Annotated in this window: 18 protein-coding genes; 8 read left to right on the forward strand and 10 right to left on the reverse strand. The window is 62.9% G+C overall.

Annotated elements, in window-relative coordinates; translation table 11 throughout:
- Positions 1 to 44: 44 nt before the first annotated feature.
- The 3 genes from IE100_RS13855 to rph all read left to right on the forward strand — a co-directional run bounded on the left by IE100_RS13855 (position 45) and on the right by rph (position 2657).
- Positions 45 to 989 carry a serine/threonine protein kinase gene (locus IE100_RS13855; RefSeq protein ID WP_229800386.1) on the forward strand — a complete coding sequence of 315 codons (945 nt, stop codon included), beginning with the start codon at positions 45 to 47 and terminating at the stop codon, positions 987 to 989.
- Positions 986 to 1858, forward strand: coding sequence for a PP2C family protein-serine/threonine phosphatase (locus IE100_RS13860; RefSeq protein ID WP_189374947.1), 873 nt, complete (start codon positions 986 to 988; stop codon positions 1856 to 1858). The genes IE100_RS13855 and IE100_RS13860 overlap by 4 nt, the downstream gene beginning before the upstream one ends.
- A 73-nt stretch (positions 1859 to 1931) precedes the next feature.
- Positions 1932 to 2657: a ribonuclease PH gene (gene rph / locus IE100_RS13865; protein ID WP_189374948.1), complete on the forward strand. Its 726-nt coding sequence runs from the start codon at positions 1932 to 1934 to the stop codon at positions 2655 to 2657.
- A 79-nt stretch (positions 2658 to 2736) separates the two neighbouring features.
- Here the strand turns inward: rph and IE100_RS13870 are convergent, their stop codons facing one another.
- The 10 genes from IE100_RS13870 to IE100_RS16475 all read right to left on the reverse strand — a co-directional run bounded on the left by IE100_RS13870 (position 2737) and on the right by IE100_RS16475 (position 17411).
- Positions 2737 to 3564 carry a PoNe immunity protein domain-containing protein gene (locus tag IE100_RS13870; RefSeq protein ID WP_229800387.1) on the reverse strand — a complete coding sequence of 276 codons (828 nt, stop codon included), beginning with the start codon at positions 3562 to 3564 and terminating at the stop codon, positions 2737 to 2739.
- Positions 3565 to 3731: 167 nt separating this feature from the next.
- On the reverse strand, positions 3732 to 5180 hold the full coding sequence (locus IE100_RS13875) for a hypothetical protein (RefSeq protein ID WP_189374950.1): 1449 nt from the start codon (positions 5178 to 5180) through the stop codon (positions 3732 to 3734).
- Between the two features lie 2 nt (positions 5181 to 5182).
- Positions 5183 to 8251: a type VI secretion system Vgr family protein gene (locus IE100_RS13880; RefSeq protein ID WP_189374951.1), complete on the reverse strand. Its 3069-nt coding sequence runs from the start codon at positions 8249 to 8251 to the stop codon at positions 5183 to 5185.
- Positions 8252 to 8265: 14 nt separating this feature from the next.
- Entirely contained in the window at positions 8266 to 8751 is a 486-nt protein-coding gene (locus IE100_RS13885; protein WP_189374952.1) for an OmpA family protein, read from the reverse strand.
- Positions 8752 to 8810: 59 nt separating this feature from the next.
- Positions 8811 to 9308: an Hcp family type VI secretion system effector gene (locus IE100_RS13890; RefSeq protein ID WP_189374953.1), complete on the reverse strand. Its 498-nt coding sequence runs from the start codon at positions 9306 to 9308 to the stop codon at positions 8811 to 8813.
- Between the two features lie 91 nt (positions 9309 to 9399).
- Positions 9400 to 10884: a type VI secretion system contractile sheath large subunit gene (tssC, locus tag IE100_RS13895; RefSeq protein ID WP_189374954.1), complete on the reverse strand. Its 1485-nt coding sequence runs from the start codon at positions 10882 to 10884 to the stop codon at positions 9400 to 9402.
- A 3-nt stretch (positions 10885 to 10887) separates the two neighbouring features.
- The gene (gene tssB / locus IE100_RS13900) at positions 10888 to 11400 is read right to left on the reverse strand and encodes a type VI secretion system contractile sheath small subunit (protein ID WP_189374955.1); all 513 of its coding nucleotides are present in this window, start codon (positions 11398 to 11400) and stop codon (positions 10888 to 10890) included.
- 43 nt (positions 11401 to 11443) lie between these two features.
- A complete protein-coding gene (tagF, locus tag IE100_RS13905) occupies positions 11444 to 12463 on the reverse strand; it encodes a type VI secretion system-associated protein TagF (protein WP_189374956.1) in 1020 nt (339 codons plus the stop codon).
- Positions 12464 to 12479: 16 nt separating this feature from the next.
- Positions 12480 to 16415: a type VI secretion system membrane subunit TssM gene (tssM, locus tag IE100_RS13910; RefSeq protein WP_189374957.1), complete on the reverse strand. Its 3936-nt coding sequence runs from the start codon at positions 16413 to 16415 to the stop codon at positions 12480 to 12482.
- A gap of 21 nt (positions 16416 to 16436) precedes the next feature.
- Entirely contained in the window at positions 16437 to 17411 is a 975-nt protein-coding gene (locus tag IE100_RS16475) for a M15 family metallopeptidase (RefSeq protein ID WP_229800388.1), read from the reverse strand.
- A 106-nt stretch (positions 17412 to 17517) separates the two neighbouring features.
- Here IE100_RS16475 and tssJ point away from each other — a divergent pair, with 106 nt between their 5' ends.
- The 5 genes from tssJ to IE100_RS13940 form a co-directional block, all read left to right on the forward strand.
- The gene (gene tssJ / locus IE100_RS13920) at positions 17518 to 17991 is read left to right on the forward strand and encodes a type VI secretion system lipoprotein TssJ (protein ID WP_229800389.1); all 474 of its coding nucleotides are present in this window, start codon (positions 17518 to 17520) and stop codon (positions 17989 to 17991) included.
- A gap of 68 nt (positions 17992 to 18059) precedes the next feature.
- On the forward strand, positions 18060 to 19406 hold the full coding sequence (tssK, locus tag IE100_RS13925) for a type VI secretion system baseplate subunit TssK (protein WP_189374958.1): 1347 nt from the start codon (positions 18060 to 18062) through the stop codon (positions 19404 to 19406).
- A gap of 7 nt (positions 19407 to 19413) precedes the next feature.
- Positions 19414 to 20124, forward strand: a complete 711-nt coding sequence (gene icmH, locus IE100_RS13930) for a type IVB secretion system protein IcmH/DotU (protein WP_189374959.1) — start codon at positions 19414 to 19416, stop codon at positions 20122 to 20124.
- A gap of 39 nt (positions 20125 to 20163) precedes the next feature.
- Positions 20164 to 20607: a type VI secretion system baseplate subunit TssE gene (gene tssE, locus IE100_RS13935; RefSeq protein ID WP_229800390.1), complete on the forward strand. Its 444-nt coding sequence runs from the start codon at positions 20164 to 20166 to the stop codon at positions 20605 to 20607.
- Positions 20607 to 22293 (forward strand): type VI secretion system Vgr family protein (locus tag IE100_RS13940; RefSeq protein ID WP_189374961.1); only part of this gene is annotated, 1687 nt, incomplete at its 3' end. The genes tssE and IE100_RS13940, both read left to right, overlap by 1 nt.

Consider the following 22293-nt stretch of genomic DNA (forward strand, 5'->3'; position numbering starts at 1 on the left):
AGCCTAGGTTCCGATTCAGGGGCCGCTACACTATAACAATGCACATGACGCAATCCAAGCAAAGCGCACTGCCCGCCGGCTTCCGGCTCGATGACTACACCATCGTCCGCGAACTCAGCTCCGGCGGTTTCAGCCAGGTCTATCTGGCGCTGGATCATCACGACCGCAAGTTCGCGATCAAGGAGTACCTGCCGCTGGACATGACCCGCCGCCAGCCCGGCGGCGAGGTCACCATCATCGACGAGTTGGACCGCGAGGCGTTCCGCACCGGCCTGAAGTGCTTCTTCGAGGAGGCGCGGGTGCTGGCCGGCATCCAGCATCCCAATATCGTGCGGGTGGTGAACTTCTTCCGTGCCAACAACACGGTGTACATGGTGATGGAGTACGCCGAGGGCCGGCCGCTGAGCAAGGAGCTGACGCTGGCCGCCGGCAGCCTGCCGGAGACACGGCTGCGCAAGCTGTTTGCCGAGCTGATCGGCGGCCTGCGCGAGGTGCACCAGCAGCAGCTGCTGCACCTCGACATCAAGCCGGCCAATATCTACCTGCGCCGCAACGGCTCGCCGGTGCTGCTCGATTTTGGCGCCGCGCGCCAGGCGCTGCGGCGACCGGGGCAGGTGCTGACCGCGATGTTCACCCCCGGCTATGCCGCGCCGGAACAGTACGACGCCAAGGCCAAGCTCGGGGCGTGGACCGATATCTACGGCCTCGGTGCCTGCCTGTACGCGATGCTGGGCGGCGGCCGCCTGCCGTCGGCGGACGAACGGCTGCAGGCCGACACGCTGCAGCCGGCCAGCCAGCGCTTTGCTCGCCACTATTCGCCGCAGTTGCTGGCGCTGGTCGATGCCTGCCTGCAGCTGGAGCCGCAGCGGCGGCCGGACAGCCTGGAGCAGATGCAGCAGTGCCTGCTGGCCAATGACTATGTCACGCCGCAACCGCCGCGCTCGCTGTGGCAGAAGGCCGGCGCCTGGCTGTCGGGGAACAAACGATGAAGTTCGCACTGGCAGTCGATTCCCGCATCGGCGGACGCGGCAATAACGAAGACCGCCTGGCGGTGACCTGCTCCAGCGAGTGCGTGTTGCTGGTGGTGGCCGACGGCATGGGCGGCCATATCGACGGCGAAGTGGCGGCGCGCATCGCCACCGAGGTGCTGGTGCAGCAGTTCCGCTGCCAGGCCACGCCGCGGCTGCTGCAGCCGGGCGACTTCCTGCGTTGGGCGCTGGGCGAGGCGCACCAGGCCATCGTCGACCACGCCATCGCCCACCACCTGCGCGAGATCCCCAGCACCACGGTGGTGGTGGCCGTCGTGCAGGACGACACCGTGTACTGCGCCTACGCCGGCGACTCGCGGCTGTACCTGCTAGAGCAGGGCGCGGTGCGCTTTCGCAGCCGCGACCACTCCCACGTGCAGCGCCTGATCGACAGCGGCCAGCTGAGCGAGGCCGAGGCCGCGGTGCACCCGGCGCGCAACCGCATCTACAACTGCCTGGGTGCGATGGGCGAGCCGGAAGTCAGCGTCCTCCATCCGCAGCCGCTGCAGGCCGGCTGCAGCGTGCTGCTGTGCAGCGACGGGCTGTGGAGCATGGTGCCGGATGCGGAGCTGGCGCGCGTATTCCACGGCCGGGTGGCGCCGGCGGTGCTGCCGGCGCTGATGACGGTGGCGGAAAAACGCGGCGGCGAGCGCGGCGACAACCTGTCGGCGGTCGCCTTCACCCTGCTGCCGGCGGACGCGGTGCTGGACGGTCGCAGCGGCTACATCGACAGCGGCACGCTGGCCGGCTTTCTGCCCGATGACGCCATCCCCGGCCTGCTGATGGAGCATGAACTGGCCGCCGAACTGCAGCCGCGGCAGCCGCACTGAGCGGCAAGCCGCCGCGCGCGGCAGGGTGATCGGGTAGAATCCCGCTGTTATCCCTATTCAAGAGCCTCGCGCCATGCGTTCATCCCAACGAGCTGCCGATGCCCTGCGCAGCGTCCGCATTACCCGCCACTACACCCGCCACGCCGAAGGTTCGGTGCTGATCGAATTCGGCGACACCAAGGTGATCTGCACCGCCAGCGTCGACGAGACGGTCCCCGGCTTCCTGAAGGGCAAGGGCCAGGGCTGGGTCACCGCCGAATACGGCATGCTGCCGCGCTCGACCCACAGCCGCATGCGTCGCGAGGCGGCCAGCGGCAAGCAATCCGGCCGCACCCAGGAAATCCAGCGCCTGATCGGGCGCAGCCTGCGCGCGGTGGTGGACCTGGCCAAGCTCGGCGAACGCCAGATCCAGATCGACTGCGACGTGATCCAGGCCGACGGCGGCACCCGCACCGCCAGCATCACCGGTGCCTACATCGCGCTGGCCGATGCCATCAACGGGCTGCTGGCCGCCGGCAAGCTCGGCGAAAACCCGCTGCGCCAGCACGTGGCGGCGATTTCGGTCGGCATCGTCGACGGCGTGCCGCTGCTGGATCTCGACTACGAGGAAGACGCCGGCTGCGAAACCGACATGAACGTGGTGATGACCGGCGACGGCCACTTTGTCGAGGTGCAGGGCACCGCGGAAGGCGTACCGTTCAGTCGCGAAGAAATGAACGCCTTGCTGGCGCTGGCGGAGAAGGGCATCGCCGAGCTGGTCGCGTTGCAGCGCGAGGCGCTGGCCACCGCCGCGGCATAAGTCGCGCGACGGCCACGCCGCCGTGCCAGTGCGCGATAGGACAAGGTTGGCCGCAGCGCTGCGGCCAACCTTGGAGGAGTCATTCCGCTTCGCGATACCAGATGGTGGCGCCGTAGCTGCTGTCCGGGAAAGCCGGCATGACTTCGCCCTGCGCAAAAGTGCGTCGGGCGTCTGGTTTGGCCGGTGTCCACCAGCTGCCGGCCTGCGGGCAGGGCTGGCCGGCCTCGCAGCGGGTGGGCTGTAGCGCGTCGATGGCTTGCTGGGCGCTGTAGTGATGCCGCGCATGGTCGACCAGTTCGGCCGGGTAGAACGGTTTGTCGCGGAAGAGACTGTCGTCGATGTCCAGCAGCCAGGTGATGGCCGCCGCCTCCCAGCTCCAGTAGCCGGTGAAATTGGGGGCTTCATGCGAGCCGTGGTAGGGTTCGCGGCGGCTGGCGGAGTACCACTCGTCCAGGTATTTGGCCATCAGGGCCGGGCGTTTGTCGGGGCTGGCGTCCAGCACTTTCTGCAGTTTCTTGTAGGGCAGGTTGCGGGTGTAGGTGACACCGGGGCGACGGCCTGGAACGAAGGGGGTCATCAGGGTTTCGATCAGGATATCGGGATCGTCGTTTTCGTAGTCGAGGATGGGCGCCCATCGCGGCATCAGCTGGCTGTGGCCCAGCAACAGGCACATGGAGAGCAACTGTACGGCTTGCGAGTAAGCTAGATCGTACAAATCGATATGGGGCACGCGGTGGCCGCCGGCCTCCGGGCTATCGTCGAAGATTTTGTCGTACCTGGCGAAGACTTCCCAGTAGTCGAGTACCGTGGGGTAGAAGTCGCGCAGCTCGTCCAGCGGATTGCCGGCGGAGTAGCTGATCAGCAGGTGATCAAGAGCGTCCCAGGCGCGCTGTCGGGTAGCCTCCATTCTCGCGGCCTTGTCATAGTCGATGTCACCACGAAGACGTATACCTTCGGCCACTATCTCATAGGACTCCACGGCGCCTGAAACAACAAAGTCATAATGCTCACTGTAATCTAATAAAGGTTCGCGTTTGCGCGCCGCTAGCTTGCTGCTGTTATAAATCTGCATCGTTATTTCCTGAGGATATTATTAGGTAGTCCTATCAATGGTCTTTGTATCTCGTGATGATGGCCGTGCTTGCGTTCGTGTCGCACTTTTTGCTTGCCGGTTTCCATGATGATCCAGCGTTCGTATGGTGCAAGTGCATTGATATCCTGTTCCCGCTTTTTCATGAACGATGCAATCATTTTCATCAACGCCGCCTTCTGCCCCGCCACGATTCCCTTGTTTTCAATGCCCTTGATATTCCAGATAATCCAGTAGTGGCTCATCTGCGTCCCCTTGGTCTTGGTGCTGGACAGGCCCTGTTCCACCTTGCGGCCTTGTCGTTTTGCCTTCAGATCATCGTCGCTGGCGTTCTCGGGTACGGTCACTTTGCCGGGGGTCTGGCGGGCTTGCGGTGCCGGGTCGAAGGGCTCCTCATCTTTCAGAGAGGCCAGTTTGGCCTGCAGGTCGGGAGGAAGCGCAGCGAGCAGGGCAAAGCTGTCCAGCAGGCTGCCCTTGGTTTCACCTACGACGTAAGGTTGTTCCGGTGAACGCAACGGGCTGAACCAGATATGGTCGATACCGGCGCCCTTGGCGCTGTCGTGTTCCTCGCGCTTGCGACCGTGGTCGTTGATTTTCTTGAAACCGGGCTTGGCAGTGGGCATGTAATAGTCGGCCAAGTGCTCCGGCAATACCCCGCTATGCCATGAAGTACGCTGTTTCGACTGACGTTGCTGGTCGGTCTTGGTCTGCTTGGGGGCGGCTTTCTGTTTGCTGCTTTTATCGGTTTTGAGCGCAGGGGCTTTCTTGGTCGCCGGCATGTCGGGGGCGCTGCGTGGCGCATTGGTTTTGCCGGTACTTTTCGGCCGCTCCTGCGCCAGCAAGTTGCGGTGTAGTTTTTGCAGCTCCGCCATGGCGACATCAATTTTCTGGCTGGCCAGTTTGCGCAGGTCTTCCAGTTGCCGGATATAGCCATTGACTTCGGTGCGACCGGCGATGGCTTTGACTGCCCAGCTGTCCAGCGCATGGATGAAGCCAGCCAGAATATCGTCTACCGCTGATTTGATTTGCTTGCTCAGGCTGCCAAAGTTGATCTCTTTTACCCACTTCAGCGCATTGCCACGCATTTTGGCGGGCAGAACATCCAGAATGCGGGCTAACGGGGTGCCGATTTTGGCCAGTTTGAATACCGCTTTGAATGCATCGCCCACACCTGGAATGCAGCCCAGTGCATTGATGACCAGATCCAGCCATGCCGCGGGGTTGGCCGGGTTGGCAACCAGGGCCAGCACCGACAGGATGATGTCTCGTGCATCCATGATCTGTCCGACGCCGGGTACCACGCCCAGAATGGCGGTAATGATAATGTGGGACGGGCTATCGCCTTTACCGGTAATAAGCCCTTGCAACCAACCATTCAGGCCATCGTCGGCCTGCTTGAGTGCCGTTTTGGCTGCTGTTGCCGTTGCTCCCATGTTCAGTTGGCTCCTTTCGGTGCGGGTGGGTCTTGCGGGTGTTCATGGCGGTAATCGTCACTCGCAGGTTTCTCGTGTGCGAGGATGTAGTCGTCGTAGTGGTGGTCGTAGCGGAGTTCGGCACCGTATTTTTCGCTCAGGATGACCTCAATCTCGTCAGGAAAATAGTTGTCCTCCAGATACGCCTCCTCGGCTGTCAGGTATTGTTCCAGCAGCGTCTTGGCTTCTTCGACAGAGGTGGGGAGTGCACCCTTGATCGGGTTAGTTTCCTGCGTTTGCCAAGGTGCGGCTTCACGGCTGTCCCATCCGTATACAATTTCTTCCACACCTTCAGCAGGAATGCCATCCAGCCGGGCATGACCTTGCTCATCCAGCATGCCCTCAATCAGGCTGCCGTCAGCAAACTTCACCGCATAGGGAGCGCCTACCACTGGCTGCATATTCTGGTAGCGATAGTTCAGCTCCAGCCAGTTCGGTTTGTTCTCCGGTTTGGGAATGAACGGCAAAGTCGGACTCAGGCTAGCGCCCCCACTCAACGCATGCTCCGCCCCCTTCACGCTCACCGTGCCGGGGCAGTGGATGTCGATATTGCCGCCGGATAGCTTGATGTAGCCGCCGCCGCTGGTGAGCAGGATGTCCTGCTTGGCACTGATCACTACCTTGCCCTTGCAGGAGGTGATGGTGATGTCCTTATCCGCCGTCAGCTCCATCGCATCGCTCTGCGCCTGAACCTGCACCTTGCCCTTGGCGGCGATCAGTTTCAGGCTGACCTTGTCCTTCACCCCGGCCACGAACAGGCTGATGTGCTGGCCGACGTTGTGCAGCCAGCGTCGGCCGCTGGTCTGGTTCAGGTCGCGCTGCGCCACCTGGTCGATATTCGTGCCGGCGGCCAGGGTCAGGGAGTTGTCGGTGGCTGCGGCCAGGCCGGCCGGGGCACTGAGGATCAGCAGCGGCTGCTGACCGGCTTGCTCCTTAGCCGTTTTGCCGTCTTTATCGGTATTGCTACCGGCCTCCCACGCCTTGAGTGCCGCAACGTGGTGCTGCAGGTGGCCATCGGTTTTGTTCGCCCCTTTGCCGTTGTCCGGCTTGATCTCGGTAGGCCCGGTTTCCAGCGTGTCGGCCAGTTGCGCGCTGGCGGTGTCAGCCAGGGACTGGGCGAGGCTGAGGGCGGCGTCGAGCTGGCTCTGGGCGCCGTCGCGCGCCAGTTGTTTGCCGCCGGCGCCGGTTTGCGCTTCGGTGCTGAGCAGCAGGCCGTGGCCGGCGCGGATGGCGCCGTGCTGGTCGGTGCGCAGCTCGAAGCCGTCGCCGCGCGGCGTGGCCTTGCCGTCGGCTCTGGGGTGGGCGAGGTAGCCCTGGTTCAGCTGGGTGCTGCCGTGTTCGCTGCTGAGCTTGGCGCGCACCTCGCCCGGGGTGTCGTCGAACAGCAGTTCGTTGTACTGCCCACCGTGGTGTTCCTTGCTCTTGATGCCGGACAGCGTGCGGTTAGCTGGCAGGCTGCCGGCGCCGCTGAATGCCGGCGGCGGGTGGCTGCCGTTGTACAGCACGCCGGTGATCACCGGCCGATCGATATCGCCTTCGATGAAGTCGACCAGCACTTCCTGGCCGATGCGCGGGATGAACTGGTGGCCCCAGCCGGCGCCGGCGCTGGGCATGGCGACGCGCAGCCAGCAGCTGGAACGCTCGTCCAGGTTGGCGCCGCTGTCCGGGTGCTCGTCCGGCCGCTGCCAGTGGAACTGCACCTTGATGCGGCCGTGGGCGTCGGTGTGGACTTCTTCATTGGCCGGGCCGACCACGGTGGCGGTCTGCGCGCCGCGCGCGGTGGGCTTGGCGAATGTGGAGCTGGCATAGGCCGGGGTGAGCGGCAGGCCGCGACGCTGGGCGTCGAATTCGCTGCGGAACGGTGCGTCGCCGTTCTCGCCGCTTGCGGCCAACGTTGGCCGCAACGCCGCCGGCAGGCTGCGGGCCAGCTCGGCCGGCAGGTTGTTGCGTACGCGGAAGCGCTGGCGGGTGACCACGAACTCGCGCTGCTCGGGCGCATCGCCATCGTGTGCCGGGTGCTCGTCGAGGCGGAACCACTGCCCGGCGCCGAGGCCGCGTACCGCGCCGCCGCCAGTAAAGGTCTTGGCCTGCGCATCGTGCGCCTGCTGCCGTAGTCGCGCGTAGTGGCTGAGCTGCTCGGCGTCGCTCGCGTAGTAGGCGCCGGGGGCGTCGTAGTGCTGCAGGCTGCTCTGCAGCCGGCTGCCATCCAGCCCCTGATCCAGTGCCGATTCGTCACCACTGTGACCGGTGGCCACCGGCTGGTAGTCGTAAGTCGCCAGCGCCACGCTGCCGGGCACGATCTGCCGCGCGCCGTCCCAGCGGGTGAGACCATCCTCCTCTTCCGTCGCGTCGCTGCGGTGGAAACGTACCCGCTCGACGTTGGCCGCAGGCAGCGAGTACGGGTCGTCGAAGGCGACCAGCTGCACCTGTGGCGTATCGCCGTCCAGGTGTTCGTAACGCCAGGAGAGCCCCTCTTCGCGCAGCAGGCGGCAGACGAAATCGTGATCGGATTCGCGGTACTGCAGGCAGTAGCTGCGGGATGGCAGCGGGCCGGACAACACGAAGTCCAGCGCCTGGCCGGCGGCGAACACCGGGTTGGCCGCAGCGTGCTCGGCAAAGAGCTGGCGCACGATGGCGTCTACCGACAGGTCCTGGAACACGCGCGAGGTCTGGCGCAGGCGCAGCAGCGCGAACGGCGGCTCCACGGTCAGCGCGTATTTGGCAAAGCCGCCATCGCTGCCCAGCGCCTCGGCGGCGCTGACCACGCCGCAGCGGATCGTCTCGCTGCCATCGGCGCCGGCGATGCCAAGCCGCACCGGCAGGCCCAGCAGCGACTTCAGCTCAATGCCATCACTGGCGGACAGGCACTCGACACGGAAGCGGTAATCGCCGGCCAGCGCCTCGTCGCCGGTCAGGCTCAGCGGCAGCAGCGCCTCGCCCCAGCGGCTGCCATCGCCCAGTTGCAGACTGAGCAGGCGCTGGTCCTGGTTGAAGGCGGACGCGAAGCTGGCGAGCAGGTCGGAGAGATTCATGGGAACAGTACGGGTTAACCGTTGAAAGTAACGCGGGCAGCGTGCAGGTGCTGAACGGTGTCGATCTTGAGGACGATGCGCTTGGCGGCAATGCCGTTGTCCACCAGCAGTTTCTTGACGGTCTCTGCCCGAGCGCGGGCCGCGGCCGGCGCATTGCCGACTTCACGACGGTCGCAGTAGCCGGTGATGATGATCTGTTTGGCAATGACCAGCGCCGGGGCCAGGGCACGGACCTGTTGTTCGGTAAGGGGGCTCAGCTTGGCGCTCATCTTGTCAAATGGCACCAGGGTCGGGTCGGCGACGACGGCCTTGTTGCCGGTGGCTTCCTGTACTTTGGCGGTAGCCTGCTCCACGCCCTCTGCGACTTTCACGACGATGGCCTTGCTTTCCTGGGCCTGGACGGTGGCAGGATCAGGGGGCGGGGTTTTGTTCTTGCGGCTATTGGCGCAGCCCAGCAGCAGCGCCGTGCTGATGGCCAGAATGGTGAGGCGATAAAACATGATGCATCCCTTCAAGGCCGGAGCCGCGATGCAAGGCGGACTCCGGCCGGCAAAACGGCTTAGGCGATTACTTTGTTGGCAGTCAGGTCCCAGCCGGCGCTGACGTTACCGCCACCTGCGCCGTCGGCACGTTTCTGCTGGGTGTAAGTCCACTTGATCTTGCCGTAGCTGAAGCTGACCTTTTCGCTAGGGAAGCCGGCATCGTTGGCGGAGCCATTCGGTTCAACCTTAGAGATCAGAACCTGCTCCATCTTGATTTCCATGTACTTCACCTTGTCACCGCCGGCACGGCACAGCTCGATGGTGATCTCCTTGATGTGCTTGCCGGTGCAGCATGCCTCGTAGATCTTCGGGCTGGCCTTGTCCAGGAAGTGGGTGATTTCGTACTGGCCGTGGTTGACACGTTCGGCGGTGGCGCCGCCGGCGGAGCTGGCGGTAGCCTGGGCTGGCTGTTCGATCAGGTGGGAAAAAGACTGGATCTCGATCCAGTCCTTGTGTTGGTCATCGGTGCTTTCGCCCGGAATGCCGTCGATTTTCAGAAAGGCGTCAAATGCCATTTGGATTCTCCAAGAGTAATAAAAAGGAAGCAATGCTTCCTGAGTGCATGCCCGCGACGGCAACGCGAGGCGCCGCCGCGGGGGAAAGGCGTTAGCCTGCCGGCTGTGGCAGCTCGGCAACCAAACGCAGGGAAATGGTGAGTTCGTCCAGCTGGAAGTGCGGACGCAGGAAGGCCGCCGCACGGTAGACGCCAGGCTTGCCCGGCACTTCCACCACGTCCACGCGGGCCTCGCGCAGTGGGTACTTGGCCTTGGCTTCCTGGCTGGCGGAGTCGTCCAGCAGCACGTACTGCGCCAGCCAGGTGTTCAGGAAGTCCTGCACGTTCTGGCGCGAGGCGAAGCTGCCGATCTTGTCGCGCATGATGGATTTCATGTAGTGCGCGATGCGCGACACCGCAAAGATGTAGGGCAGCTGGGTGGACAGGCGCGCGTTGGCGTTGGCCGCATCGGTGTTGTAGGTCTTGGCTTTCTGTATCGACTGGCCACCAAAGAAGGCGGCGTAGTCGGTGTTCTTGCAGTGCACCAGCGAGATGAAACCCAGGTCGGACAGCAGCTTTTCGGTACGGTCGGTGACGGCGACTTCGGTCGGGCACTTGAGCGCCACCTCGCCGTCGTCGGTCTTGAAGGTGTGAGCCGGCAGGCCTTCCACCAGACCGCCGCCCTCCACGCCGCGAATGGCGGCCAGCCAGCCGTACTGGGCAAAGGCATCGGTCAGGCGGGCGGCGTAGGCGTAGGCGGCGTTGGTCCACAGATATTTGTCGTGGTTGCTGCCATCGACGTTTTCCTCGAAGTCGAAGGCCTCTACCGGGACGTTGTCGCGGCCGTAGGGCAGGCGGCCAAGGACGTGTGGCAGCACCATGCCGACGTAGCGCGAGTCTTCCGATTCACGGAAAGATTTCCATTTGGCATATTCGACGGTGTCAAAAATCTTGGCCAGGTCGCGTGGCTTGCCGATGTCGGTGAAGCTTTCCAGACCGAACAGGCCGGGAGAGGCAGAGGAGATCAGCGGTGCATGCGCCGAGGCGGCCACATGGGACAGCTCGTCCAGCAGGTAGAAGTCCTCCGGGTGACGGGTGAATTCGTAGTCGCCCACCAGTGCGGCATAAGGCGCGCCACCAAAGGTGCCGTACTCTTCCTCGTAGATTTTCTTGAACAGGGCGCTCTGGTCGAACTCCGGAGAGGCCTTGAAGTCCTTGACCAGGTCCTTCTTGCTGGCATTGAGCACCTTGATCTTCAGCATGGTGCTGGTTTCGGATTGCATCACCAGATACTTCAGTCCGCGCCAGGAGGCTTCCAGCTTCTGGAATTCGGGGTGATGCATCACTTCGTTCAGCTGGGATGACAGAATGGCATCCAGTTCGGCAATGCGTGCATCGATGCTGGCACTGAGGTCGCGCGACACCGTCACGCTGCCTTCCAGCACCTGGGCCACCAGCTCTCCGATCAGGTCGCGGGTGTGGCCTTTTTCGCTTTCATTGGTGGCGATGCGGCTCTGGTCGATGATGCTGTCGAGCAGGCTGCTGGCATCCAGGGCCGCAGGGTTGGCCGCAGTGTCCAGTTGTTGTGCTGTGCTCATGGCTTACTCCCCTGTGTGGTCGCTGTGGGCGGATTGACTGATCTGGCGTAGCTTCTCGGTATCACGTACCACTTCATCCAGTAGCTCTTCCAGTTTGTCGTTGCCGGCCAGCTTGTTGCGCAGGTCGGCCAAGCGGGTGCGGGCTTCCAGCAAACGCTGGAGCGGCTCGACCTGGGCCACCACGTTCTGCGGCTCGAAGTCGGCCAGCTCGTTGAAGTTCAGCTCCATCGCCAGCTGGCTGCCGTCATCCTGCAACTTGTTGTCCACCTTGATGGCCAGCCGCGGCGCCATGCCCTTGAGTACTTCGTCGAAGTTGTCGCGGTCGATCTGCACGAACTTGCGCTCTTTCATCTTGGGCAGCGGGTTCTTGCTGTGGCCGGAGTAGTCGCCCAGCACGCCCAGTACGAAGGGCAGCTCCTTGGTTTCGATGGCATCGCCGATCTCGACGTCGTAGGTGATCTGTACGCGAGGCGGGCGAACCCGCGACAGTTTTTTCTGGGTGCTTTCTTTGCTCATGGTATGGCTCTCGAAAAAGATGGTCTGTCAGGGTTGAACGGTGTCAGGCGATGCTGCGGGCAAGGCTGGCGACCAGGTCGCGCAACTGCGCGAGATTGAGGCCGGGGTCGTTCAGGCGCCGGCCCAGGATGTAGCTGGCCTCGGCATAGGACTGGTGGCGGCGCCACGGTGCCTGCTCGTCGCCGATGTCCACCACGTAGCGCGCGTTCAGCGGTTCGCCCCAGCACTGCGCCACGATGTGCGCGTCCGGCGAACGCGGCTGCAGCGCCAGGAAGCGGCCTTCCGGGCGGTTGATCAGCAGGCATTGCGCATCGTCGTCGCCATGTGCACCGGCCGCGGCCTGGTACAGTGTCAGCCAGGTGGCGGCGGCCAACATGTCTTCGCCGTCGGCGGCCGGCAGCGGCAGCAGGTAGGTCTGTGCGCACAGGCTGTCGTGGAAACGACGCTGCATCTGGCTGTGGAAGATGAAGGCCAGCAGGGTGGCTTCCAGCGATTGCCCCTGCAGGCGGGCGAGCAGGCTGTCCAGTTGCGCTGCTGCGGTAGTGGCCAGGTGGTGGCCCAGCAGCTGCTCCGCCAGCGCCACGTCGTCGCTGGAGGCGGCGCCGAACAGAGACTGCGCTTCCAGGAACTGTCGGCAGGCCACCATTTCCACCGCGTTGTCGATGGCACTGGCCAGCTGGTCCTTCAGTCCGGAAAAGAACAGCTCGCAGGCAAGCAGCAGCACGGCCAGCGGCGGCAGTTCCAGACTGGCCGGCAGCTGAGTGGCTGCCACCAGCGGGTAATTGCGACCGCTTTCATCGTGGCTGGGTTGAATCACGCCCAGCGACAGCCAGGCGTGGTCCCGGCTGCGCAGCACGAAGCAGGAGCCTGGCATGCCGCGATAACGGCTGATCGCTTCCGGTGTCTGGGAGAGCAGGCTGATGCTGTCTGCCAGTAGCTGATCCAGCTGTGCGGCCGCCGGGTGGCTAGCGTTAAGGCGGATGAAGTCGCCACGACGTGGCAGCTTGCCGAAAATGCAGAACGAGGCTGCGACTTCCTGGGTACGTTTGAAAGTGAAGCTCAAGACCTTGCTCCCCCGATTACAACGTCACGCGCTCGGGCAACGTCAGTTTGTTGAGACGGCTTAACTGCAGTGGGTTCACGCCGCTGAGTACCCGGAAATTTGCCCGCACGATCAAGGGCTCACCTTCTGCCTTGCGCAATGACCAGGCCAGCTGGGTGCCATCCGGACCGTCCTGCACGACTTTGGCGCTCGATAGCAGGCGCATCAGTCCCATGCCGCCGGGATGGTTGGCCACCACAGTGTTGGCCCCGGTGTAGGACAACGCCTGGATGCGGGCGCCTGCGGTCTGGCTGCTGCCATTCCAGGTAAAGGGCTGCCAGAGTTGCGGGCCGTTGCGGTAGCGCAGTTCCTGGCCGTCGATGTCGAACACGATTTCCGACAGGCCGGGCGTGGGCTGCGGCTGCAACTCAAAGCGCAAGCCGTCGCCATCCTGCAGCTGGCCATTGGCCAGGGCGGACAGGCTGCTGACGCTGCTGAGGAAGGCCGGGTTGAACTTGATGCCCAGCTCACCCCACGCGCGCGGCACCAGTTCATCGCCGCGTTTTTGCACCAGGCCGGCAAGGTATTTGTTGATGAAACGGTCCAGCGTGCCGTCATTGGCCTTCAGGAAACGGTTGATCTCGGCTATCGATGCCGTACTGCCGGCATCGCTGAAGGGGTACTTGGCGGCCAGCTGGCGCCATTGCGGCAACACCTCAGCGGCCCAAGCCTGATTGATGTCGGTGCTGACCGGGCCAAGCAGGGCGCTGTAGGAGTGGCTGAGCGGTCGTACCAGCATCGGCCGTACCATGCCGATGGTCTCGGGTGTACTTTGTGCCAGCAGTGCGTTGTCGACGTAGGCAATGCTGTCTGCCAGTTCGGAGCCGCTATTGTTGAAGGTGGCCTGCAAGGTGGCGCGGGACAGGGCGCCGGGATCGTCCGTGCTGGCAATCGCCCCCAGTTTGGCCTTCAACTTGGCCAGCTGCTCAAGGTAGCCGTAAAGCGGGGCGCTCTCCCCCTTGACCAGTTGGGCGACGCCGGCAAACTGCTGGCCTACTTCGCCGTAGAGCTTGCCGTTCTGTGCACTATCACTGCTGCCGCCCTTTAGCAGGTTGGCCGTTTTTTCCAGCACCGACTGCTTGGCCGTTTCCAGTGAGCGGTTCAGCTCTGACGGGTTATCCCACGCCGTTTCCGTGGCCGCCCGCGTCAGGATCAGCTTGATGGGGGAATTTTCCCGGTCGGCCAGGCGTGTCATGGCCGACGCCGACTGTGCGGGAGAGGTGAAGTCGCGCACGGTGACGCCCTGCAGGAATTTTTTCCAGCTGGCACTGTAGGCGGCACGGTACTGGGCCTCCAGGGCGGCGCGGTTTTTCTCGCTGTCACCATCCTTGCCGAGGTTGTCCTGGCTGCTTGCGGCCAACACCCAGTCATCGCTGCGGATTTCCCCCTTGCTGGCCTCCTCTATCGCGCCTTTGACATACTGATCCCATGCTTCACGGGTAAAGGCGCCTTCCACCATCTGGCTACCTGCCATGATGTCCAGATCGCGGTTGTTGAGAATCCGTGCGACGGTCAGTGGCGAAAAGCGGGTATTGGCACGGGCACGAATTTCATTGAACACACGCTCTTCGGCAGACATGCGTTTGAAGGAGCCGCGCAGCACTTCTCTGGCCTGGGTGACCACGCGCAGGTTGGGCGTGATCAATGGCAGATCCGGTGCCTTGACCTGGCTGATATAGAACGCCAGCAATTTTTCAGCTACCGCCATGATTTCTTCCGTACTGTATGAGCCGCGCTGGGTTTCGAGGTAGGGGCGCCAGTAACGTGGCAACTGGTCTGCCAGATGGGCCGCCTCCATGCGCTGCGGCTGGTACAGCATCAGGTAGGTTTTCAGCGCGTTGTAACTGGCATCCAGCTGTGGCGTTTTGACCGCGGCCGGGGATGCCGCAGCGGCCTCGACCGTGGCTGGCAGAGCTGGGGTGACGGCTTGTGACGCCGAAGTACGGATGCCGGGGGACCAGCTGGCGTGACGCAAACCGAATCCGGCCGCTTGCCAGCGGTTGGCTGCCTGCGCTGGAGACGCGCGGCGCCACCAGGCTACAGGGCGGGTGTGATGGACGCTCGCCGCCAGCACGACCGGACGTGCCCGGTAGTCATTGGCAATCGCTCCCAGCTGAATGTTGGGCAGCGGCCGGGCTTGCGGTCGTGGACGGAGCTTGGGTCTGGGTTTGCTTGGCGCCGGTGCGACCGGCTTCGCTTGCTGGGTTTGTACCGCTGGCAGCGGCATGACCGGCGCAGGAACGTGGGGCTGCTCCAGTGTCTGCAGGGTGGTTTCCAGGTTGCGTTGCACCGGTGTCAGCATCACGGCCTTGATGCCGGCAAAGTACTCGTTACGCAGGGCCGTCTCCAGCGGCTCTCCCTGGTAGAGGCCGACGCCAATCTGCCAGGGCGCCCCTTCGGTGCGGTAAGCCTGTAGTTGTTCCAGGCGGGTTTGCATCTGCTGCAGTGCGCGCAGCTTGTCGTACAACTGGCTGGATGCGGCCAGCTTGCGGGCGTCCTCCCGTTCCTTGCTGATATCCGCCAGCAATTGTTGGTTGCCGACATAGGACCAACTCCACAGCCCGGCCAGGGTGCACAGCGACAGGATACCGGCGGCCATGGCAGCCATCCGCCAGCGGCTGCCGCCACGACCACTCTGGCGCGAGATCAGATGCTGGTCGGGAAACAGGACCTTGCGGAACAGGTCGCCAAGGAAAAAGCTGTAAGAGGCCGCCGCCTGTTGCCGGTCGCCCTGTGCCGGCGCCAGATCGAACTGGCTCTGCACCCGGCTGGCGGCGACGATACGCGGTGTGCCCTCCTGCAGGGCGCTGGTGAAGTAAAAACCGCGCAACAGCGGGCGGGCATGGTAAGGGTCGTCCTCGTACAGCAGGCTGACAAACTTCACCACGGCGTCCTTCAACCCGTGGAATTCGATCGGGAAGGCAAAGTGTGCCGGACGCACCTGATCGCCGCGGTATTGCAGCAATTTTTCTTCGCCGGCTTGCACCAGGCCGCGATAGAGCAACTCGAACTGCTGCGAAGCGACGGTGGCGGCATCAAAGCCGTGGCCCTGGTTGGCCGTCAGGGTGCTGCCCCAGACCCGGTCGCGTTCTTCTTCCGGCATGTCCTGGAAAAATTCGGCAAAGCCACCAAGCAGGTCAAGTTTGGTGAATACCAGGTAAATCGGGACGTGCAGCCCGAAGGTGCTGCAGACTTCATGAATGCGTTCACGCACCTGCCTTGCGTACAGGGCAAAGCCCTCGCTGTGATGCTGTGCCAGTTCCGGCAGACTGATGGCAACCAGAATGCCGTTGACCGGCGCTTTGGCGCGGTGCTTCTTCAGCAGCTTCAGGAAGGCCAGCCACTCGCTTCGATCCTCGCTTTGCGTGGCGTAGCGTCCTGCGGTATCCAGCAAGACGCCTTCAGTAGAAAAAAACCAGTCGCAGTTACGCGTGCCACCTACGCCCTGGATGCCGCTCTTGTCGCTGAACGGGAAGCTGAGGCCGGATTGCAGGATGGCCGAGCTTTTGCCGGCGGCGGGATGGCCAATGATCATGTACCAGGGCAGCTCATACAGGGCGGCCGCACCGCTGCTGCTGCCCAGTTTGGATTTCTTGAGCGTATCGATGGCAGCCAGCAGGCGCTGGCGCAGCAGGGTCACTTCGGCACGTTTTTCCGAGCCGGCATGAATCACGGCGTCATCAGCCTGCTGGCGCAACATTTTTTCCAGCAGACCGCCGGCACGTTTTGCCAGCAGCTGGCCGATCAGCAGGCTGACGACCCATAGCAGCATGATTGCGATGATGCAGCCCAGCCGAGCCTCCATGGTCTCCAGTCCCAGCCACTCTCCGAGAAACCAGACCAGAGCGATCAGGATCAGGAATCCGATCGCCGAGGCCATCTTGGCATGTTGTCGCCAACCTTTTTTCAACACCGTGCTTACCTTCCTATTGGTTTATTGCTTGCTGGCCAGCAGCTGTCTTAGCGAACCGCTGCGCTCAATATGGCCGTAATCCTTGAAGCTCCAGTTGCCTCCCCAGGTCAGTGCTGCTGCGGCAGCTTCTTCGCCCAGAGCCTGATACGCCTGCATTGCCCACGGATCGCGTTCGGAGATCACCACTTTGCCGTTTCGTACCGGGGCCAGATCCACCGCCAGCCCATACTGGTGCTTGCTTTGGCCGCCTTTTGCCTTGGTAACCAAGGTGGCCTGGCCCGCCAGGGCATCCTGTCGCTCGGGGCTACGGTAGCCCTCCAGTAGCGTCATCGGGTAACCGCGTGCCTCCAGTCTCGCCATGAGACGAAGTACGGTCTGGACGAAAGCCGCATCCAGCTTGTCCCAACTGCGATCGGCCCGATTCAGCCGGGGTTGTTCGCTAATGGCGTCGCGGAAGGCCTCAGGAGGCAGCGGGGGGGGCGGAGCAAGTTGCTCTTCCTGCAGTGTCAGCTTGATGCGAGAACTGTGCTTGTACTCATAAGGTATGAATTCTTCAGTTTTGTGAAAATCACTAAAAAATAGTGACAAAGCGACAGATGTTGCGGCTAAAGATATCGAAAAAAGCGGTAAAAAAGCAATGACAAAGTGCTTTTTTGTGGTTTCTATAAAAGTGTGGTTGTGTTGCTTGCTTGTTCTCGTGGCGACATGCTGCCGCTTGGTTTGCCAATCCGCCAGCAGGGCTTGCTCCGCGATTTCATCCTTTGGTTCGGTTGTAACTGCTTTATTTGTATGGTCTTTTGCGTGAAAAAATCTGAAACCGATCCAAATGATGGCGCAGATCAGTAGCATGGATGCACCAGGGGCTAGATAGAATTTCACTGGATCAAGCCACATCGAGCTGCCTTTTTTTATGCGTTTGCAATCAAACGGTTGATTTTTAACAAATATATAAAAATGTAGTGTTTTGCGAATTTTTGTAGAAAAAATGCTTTTCAATTATAATAGCACTTTGGCATGTTTTCCAAGGGTGTTTACGCAGATGCGATGTTGCGGAGCCAGCGAGTGGTCGTGGAGGAGATGTCTGGGCTGGGTGTTGTTGCCGATGGTGTTGCTCGTGGCGGGCTGTGCCGGCAATGGCCCGGTGAGGCTTTCCGGAGATGCGGCCGCAATGTTGAATCGTGATGGCCGCGGTAAACCGTTGTCGGTTGTGGTGCGCGTCTATCAGCTGAAGTCAGATCAGGCGTTCAAGCGTTTAAGCATGGAGGCGCTGGCATCCGGCAAGCCGGAAAAGGAGTTGTTGTCGCCAGACTTGTTGGCGTTGCAGGAGCTCACCTTGTTGCCGGGAGCCAGGGCGGAGATTGCCGATTTTGTGGTACAGCCCGAATCGACGCACATTGGACTGGTCGCGCTGTTTCGGCAGCCTGACAGGCAGTTCTGGCGGCTGTTGTTCGATGCCGACGCGGTGCGCAGCAAAGGGCTGCAGTTTCATGCCGAGGATTGTTATCTGCGCGCGATCAAGCCTGCCGCCCGGTTCATGCCGGGGCAGCCTGGCTCGCTGCAGGTGGAGTGTCGCTAAGAGCCGCCGGCTCTTGGGGGCGAGAGCGTTTTGATGTATTGGCCGCTGGCCAAACGGGTTGAGAAAAGATGCAACAAGCGAAACGTGTGCTGTGGGGAGAGGGGATGTTCCTGCGTCCACAGCATTTTCAGCAGCAAACATTATTTTTGGAGCAGGATGCGGCCGCCCGGCAGCAGCTGTTGTGCCGGCATGCATGGGGTGTGCAGCAGCTGCGGCTGGATGAGTCGGCCCTCAAGGGCGGCCAGGTACGGCTGGATGCACTGGGCGTGCTGTTTCGGGATGGCACCCTTTACCAGGCGCCACAGGCCGCGCCGTTGCCGCTGTCGCGAGACCTGTCGACCCTGCCTCAGTTGGGCGTGAGCACCACCTTGTATGCCTGTTTGGCGGATCTGCAGCCATACGGCGGCAACACGCGTAGTGGCGAGCAACCCGGGCGGCCGTGCCGTTACCACAGCGGCGGCGAGGAGCTTGCCGATCTGTATACGCAGGCATTGCCAGCAGAAGTTGCGGTGCTGGAGCCGGATGTGCGGCTGATGTTCGAAGAAGAAAACCGAGATGGTTACGATGCGATAGCACTAGGCCGGCTGCAGAAAGATGCGACCGGACAATGGGTGGTGGCGGAGGATTATCTGCCGCCGATGCTGACCATCGCGGCGGCGGGTGCGTTGCCGCAGTTGCTGCGTCGCCTGCTCGATATCCTGCTGGTGAAAAGCCAGGCCCTGGCCGGCGCCCAGCGTGAAAAAGCCAAAAGCGTGATGGAGTTTGGTTCCAGCGATATCAGTGCCTTCTGGTTGTTGCATACCGTCAATCGCAACTTTGCCCGCCTGCGTCACTTGTCGCTAAGCAACCCGCTGCATCCGGAGGCGCTGTACATGGCGCTGGCGGAGTTCTGTGGCGAACTGCAAACCTTTTCTACCCGCTTTGCGCTGGCAGACATCCCGGCTTACCGCCATGAGGAGCTGTACTCGGTATTTGCGGCTCTGGACCTGCAGATACGCGAGCTGCTGGAGACGGTGATTTCGGCACGCTATGCGGTCATTCCCTTGCACTCCCCCAAGCCTTCTTTCTACATCGGGCGACTGGAGAGCGACCGCTTGCTGGAGAACGTCGATTTCTACCTGTCGGTGCAAAGCGAGCAGCCGGCCAGCCAGGTACTGGACAACGTGCCACTCAAGCTCAAGATCGGTGCCCCGGACGATGTCGAGAAGATCCTCAACTCCGCCATGCGTGGTGTGGCTTTGAACCATGCCGCACAAACACCGTCTGCCGTGCCGGTGCGGGTGGGCAATCACTACTTTGCCTTGCAGCCGCATGGCGACATCTTCGCCCGCATGCTGCAGTCCCGCAGCATCTGCATCTATGTTCCGCAGACCCTGTCAGGTCTGAATCTGGAACTGATTGCCGTTTTCCGTTGAGGCCAACATGAGTCAAGCCACCGTTAGCGAAACTGCCGCACCACCCGAGTCAACCATCAACGTCAGCAGTACGGGACCCAGCCTGCGCGAAATGCTGGAAGACGGTGTTTATCTGTTGTTCCTGTTGAAGGATGGCAATCCGCCGGGCAGCAGTGTGGAATTCAATCGTCGTGTCGATCAGTTCCTGCAGCAGTACGAGCGCAATGCCCGCAACTTCGGCAAGGCGGTAGATGCCATTGGTCAGGCAAAGTATGCTTTTTGCGCACTGCTGGACGAAATCATTCTGTCGTCGGATTTTCCCCTGCGCGATGAGTGGGAGCGCATGCCACTGCAATTGCGCCTGTTCGGTGATCATCTGGCCGGAGAGGGCTTCTTTAGCCGGCTGGAGCAGTTGCGACTCGACCCGGTGAACCACATTGAAGCGCTGGAGGTGTACTACACCTGCCTGTTGCTGGGTTTTCAGGGACGCTATCTGCTGGAGGGCGAAGAAAAGCTGGACTACCTCAAGCACAAGCTGGGGCAGGAAATTCAGCAAGTCCGCGGCGGCAAGGCTGACTTTGCGCCCAATTGGCAATTGCCGCAGCGCTTCCAGGCCTTCGTACGCCACGAACTGCCGATGTGGCTGTACTTTGCCTTGCTGGCGGTCGCTGCCGCGGCAATCTGGGGTTCCTACCGCTGGTTGCTGGGGCAACAACTGGCTGAGCTGTTCGGTATCTAGAGCATGAGCGGCTTGCGACATACCCGGATACTGCCATCCGTGCTGGATCGCCTGCTGGACGACCAGCCTGATCTCAGCCATGGCAACGAGCACCTGCTTTTCGAGTTGCCGCAATTTCGCCGTTCCCTGGCGCGGGATCTGGAGGCCCTGCTCAATACCAGAGTCATGGCGCAGCCGGAGCTGTTCGAAGCCCACACCCTGGCCAACGACAGCATGCTGCAGTACGGCATTCCCGACCTCAGCGGCATCAGCCTGCTCAACCCGGACGACCGCGAACTGCTGCGCGAACAACTGCGCCGCGCCATCGAAATCCACGAGCCGCGGCTGTCGCGGGTACGGGTGAATCTGGACGCGCCACGCGAGCTGGAGCGGCACCTGCGTTTCCGCGTGGATGCGGTGCTGAAAGTGCACCCGCACCGCCCGCCGGTGAGCTTTGACGCCACGCTGCAACTGTCTTCCAACGTTTACAAGGTACAGGGCTGATGAACCTCCCCGACCTGCTCGCCAGCTTCGCGTCCGCCTTCAACCAGGACCAGCGCCTGCTCAGCCTGCAGCTGGGCGACGGCAGCCGCTGGGGTGAGGCGCTGTTGCCGCTGAGCCTGAGCGGCGACGAGGCGCTGGCCGGCGACTACCGCTTCCGCGTCGAGTGCCTGTCCGCCAGTGACAGCATCGAGCTGAAGTCGCTGCTGGGCCTGCCGGTGCGGCTTGGCATCGCCGGCGCCGATGGCAGCGAGACGATCCGCTGTGGCGTGGTCAGTGCCGCCGAGGCGCTGGGCAGCGATGGCGGCTTTGCCAAATACGCGTTGACCGTGGAGCCGCCGTTCGCGCTGCTGCGCCTGCGCCAGACCTCGCGCGTGTTCCAGGACCTGTCGGTGGATGCCATCGTGCGCCAGCTCTTTGCCGAGCACGCCGCCGCCAACCCGGTGTTCGCCGCCGGCCAGGCGCTGGACTTCGTGTTGTCCGCCCCGCTGCCGGCGCGCAGCTACTGCCTGCAGTACCGCGAATCGGACCACGACTTCGTCTGCCGCCTGCTGTGCGAAGAGGGGCTCTCCTGGCGCTACGAACACCTGGACGGCGACACGCCGCAGGTCCAGCTGGTCGCCTTCGACGACCCGTATTCCTTGCCTGCGGCCAGGGTCGAGCGGGTACGCTTCCACCGCAGCGATGCGACGGAAGACGAGGATGGCCTCACCCGCTGGGATGGCGCGCGACAGATCGTCCCCGGTAGCGTGGCGCTGGCGACTTACGACTACCAGCCGGTGGCCACCGGCCACAGCGGCGACGAGTCGGCACTGGATCAGGGGCTGGATGGCAGTCGGCTGCAGAGCAGCCTGCAACATTACGACGCCCCCGGCGCCTACTACGCCAGCGACGCCGAGCAGCTCAGCCACTACGCGCGGCTGCGGCAGCAGGCGCACGACGCACAGGCCAAGACCTTTACTGGCGGCGGCGCGGTACGCGGCCTCGGTGCCGGGCAGTGGTTCCGCCTCGATGCGCACCCGGCACACGATGGCGATGCGCCCGAGCAGCGCGAATTCGTGGTCACCCGTCAGCGCTTCCGCGTACGCAACAACCTGCCGGCCGAGCTGGCCCGCAGCCTGCCGGCAGCGTTGCGGCCAACCTTGGCCGCAAGCGGCGATGGCGATGACGCGCCGTTCCGCACCGAGTTCGACGCCCAGCGCCGCGGCCTGCCGCTCACCCCGGCCTATGCCGCCTCCAGCCACGCCAAGCCCACCGCGCGCGGTGCGCAGACCGCCACCGTGGTCGGCCCGGCCAATGAAGAAGTGCACACCGATGCCCACGGCCGCATCAAGGTGCAGTTCCACTGGCAGCGGCCGGACGAGCACCCGGATAGCGGCGCCAACCTGGACGAGCGCTCCAGCTGCTGGCTGCGGGTGGCCATGCCCAGCGCCGGTGCCGGCTGGGGCCACCAGTTCATCCCGCGCATCGGCCAGGAAGTGCTGGTCGACTTCATTGAAGGCGACATCGACCGCCCGGTGATCACCGGCGTGCTGTACAACGGCAGCCACCCGCCGCCGGCGTTCAGCGGCGCCGGCAGCCTGCCGGGCAACCAGACCCTGTCCGGCATCAAGAGCAAGGAACACCATGGCGGGCAGTACAACGAACTGCTGTTCGACGACACCCCGGGCGAGGTGCGGGCCAAGCTGT

Origin of the sequence: Vogesella alkaliphila (genome assembly GCF_014652475.1) — a bacterium.
Taxonomy (GTDB): Bacteria; Pseudomonadota; Gammaproteobacteria; order Burkholderiales; family Chromobacteriaceae; genus Vogesella; species Vogesella alkaliphila.

Excerpts from the sequence above, each read along its gene's own strand:
- rph (WP_189374948.1), top strand. The coding sequence starts at position 1,932 with ATGCGTTCATCCCAACGAGCTGCCGATGCCCTGCGCAGCGTCCGCATT.
- IE100_RS13880 (WP_189374951.1), bottom strand. The coding sequence starts at position 8,251 with ATGAATCTCTCCGACCTGCTCGCCAGCTTCGCGTCCGCCTTCAACCAG.
- IE100_RS13860 (WP_189374947.1), top strand. The coding sequence starts at position 986 with ATGAAGTTCGCACTGGCAGTCGATTCCCGCATCGGCGGACGCGGCAAT.
- tssC (WP_189374954.1), bottom strand. The coding sequence starts at position 10,884 with ATGAGCACAGCACAACAACTGGACACTGCGGCCAACCCTGCGGCCCTG.
- IE100_RS13870 (WP_229800387.1), bottom strand. The coding sequence starts at position 3,564 with ATGGAGGCTACCCGACAGCGCGCCTGGGACGCTCTTGATCACCTGCTG.
- tssJ (WP_229800389.1), top strand. The coding sequence starts at position 17,518 with ATGGTGTTGCTCGTGGCGGGCTGTGCCGGCAATGGCCCGGTGAGGCTT.
- tssB (WP_189374955.1), bottom strand. The coding sequence starts at position 11,400 with ATGAGCAAAGAAAGCACCCAGAAAAAACTGTCGCGGGTTCGCCCGCCT.
- icmH (WP_189374959.1), top strand. The coding sequence starts at position 19,414 with ATGAGTCAAGCCACCGTTAGCGAAACTGCCGCACCACCCGAGTCAACC.
- IE100_RS13875 (WP_189374950.1), bottom strand. The coding sequence starts at position 5,180 with ATGGGAGCAACGGCAACAGCAGCCAAAACGGCACTCAAGCAGGCCGAC.
- IE100_RS13885 (WP_189374952.1), bottom strand. The coding sequence starts at position 8,751 with ATGTTTTATCGCCTCACCATTCTGGCCATCAGCACGGCGCTGCTGCTG.
- tssK (WP_189374958.1), top strand. The coding sequence starts at position 18,060 with ATGCAACAAGCGAAACGTGTGCTGTGGGGAGAGGGGATGTTCCTGCGT.
- IE100_RS13890 (WP_189374953.1), bottom strand. The coding sequence starts at position 9,308 with ATGGCATTTGACGCCTTTCTGAAAATCGACGGCATTCCGGGCGAAAGC.
- IE100_RS13855 (WP_229800386.1), top strand. The coding sequence starts at position 45 with ATGACGCAATCCAAGCAAAGCGCACTGCCCGCCGGCTTCCGGCTCGAT.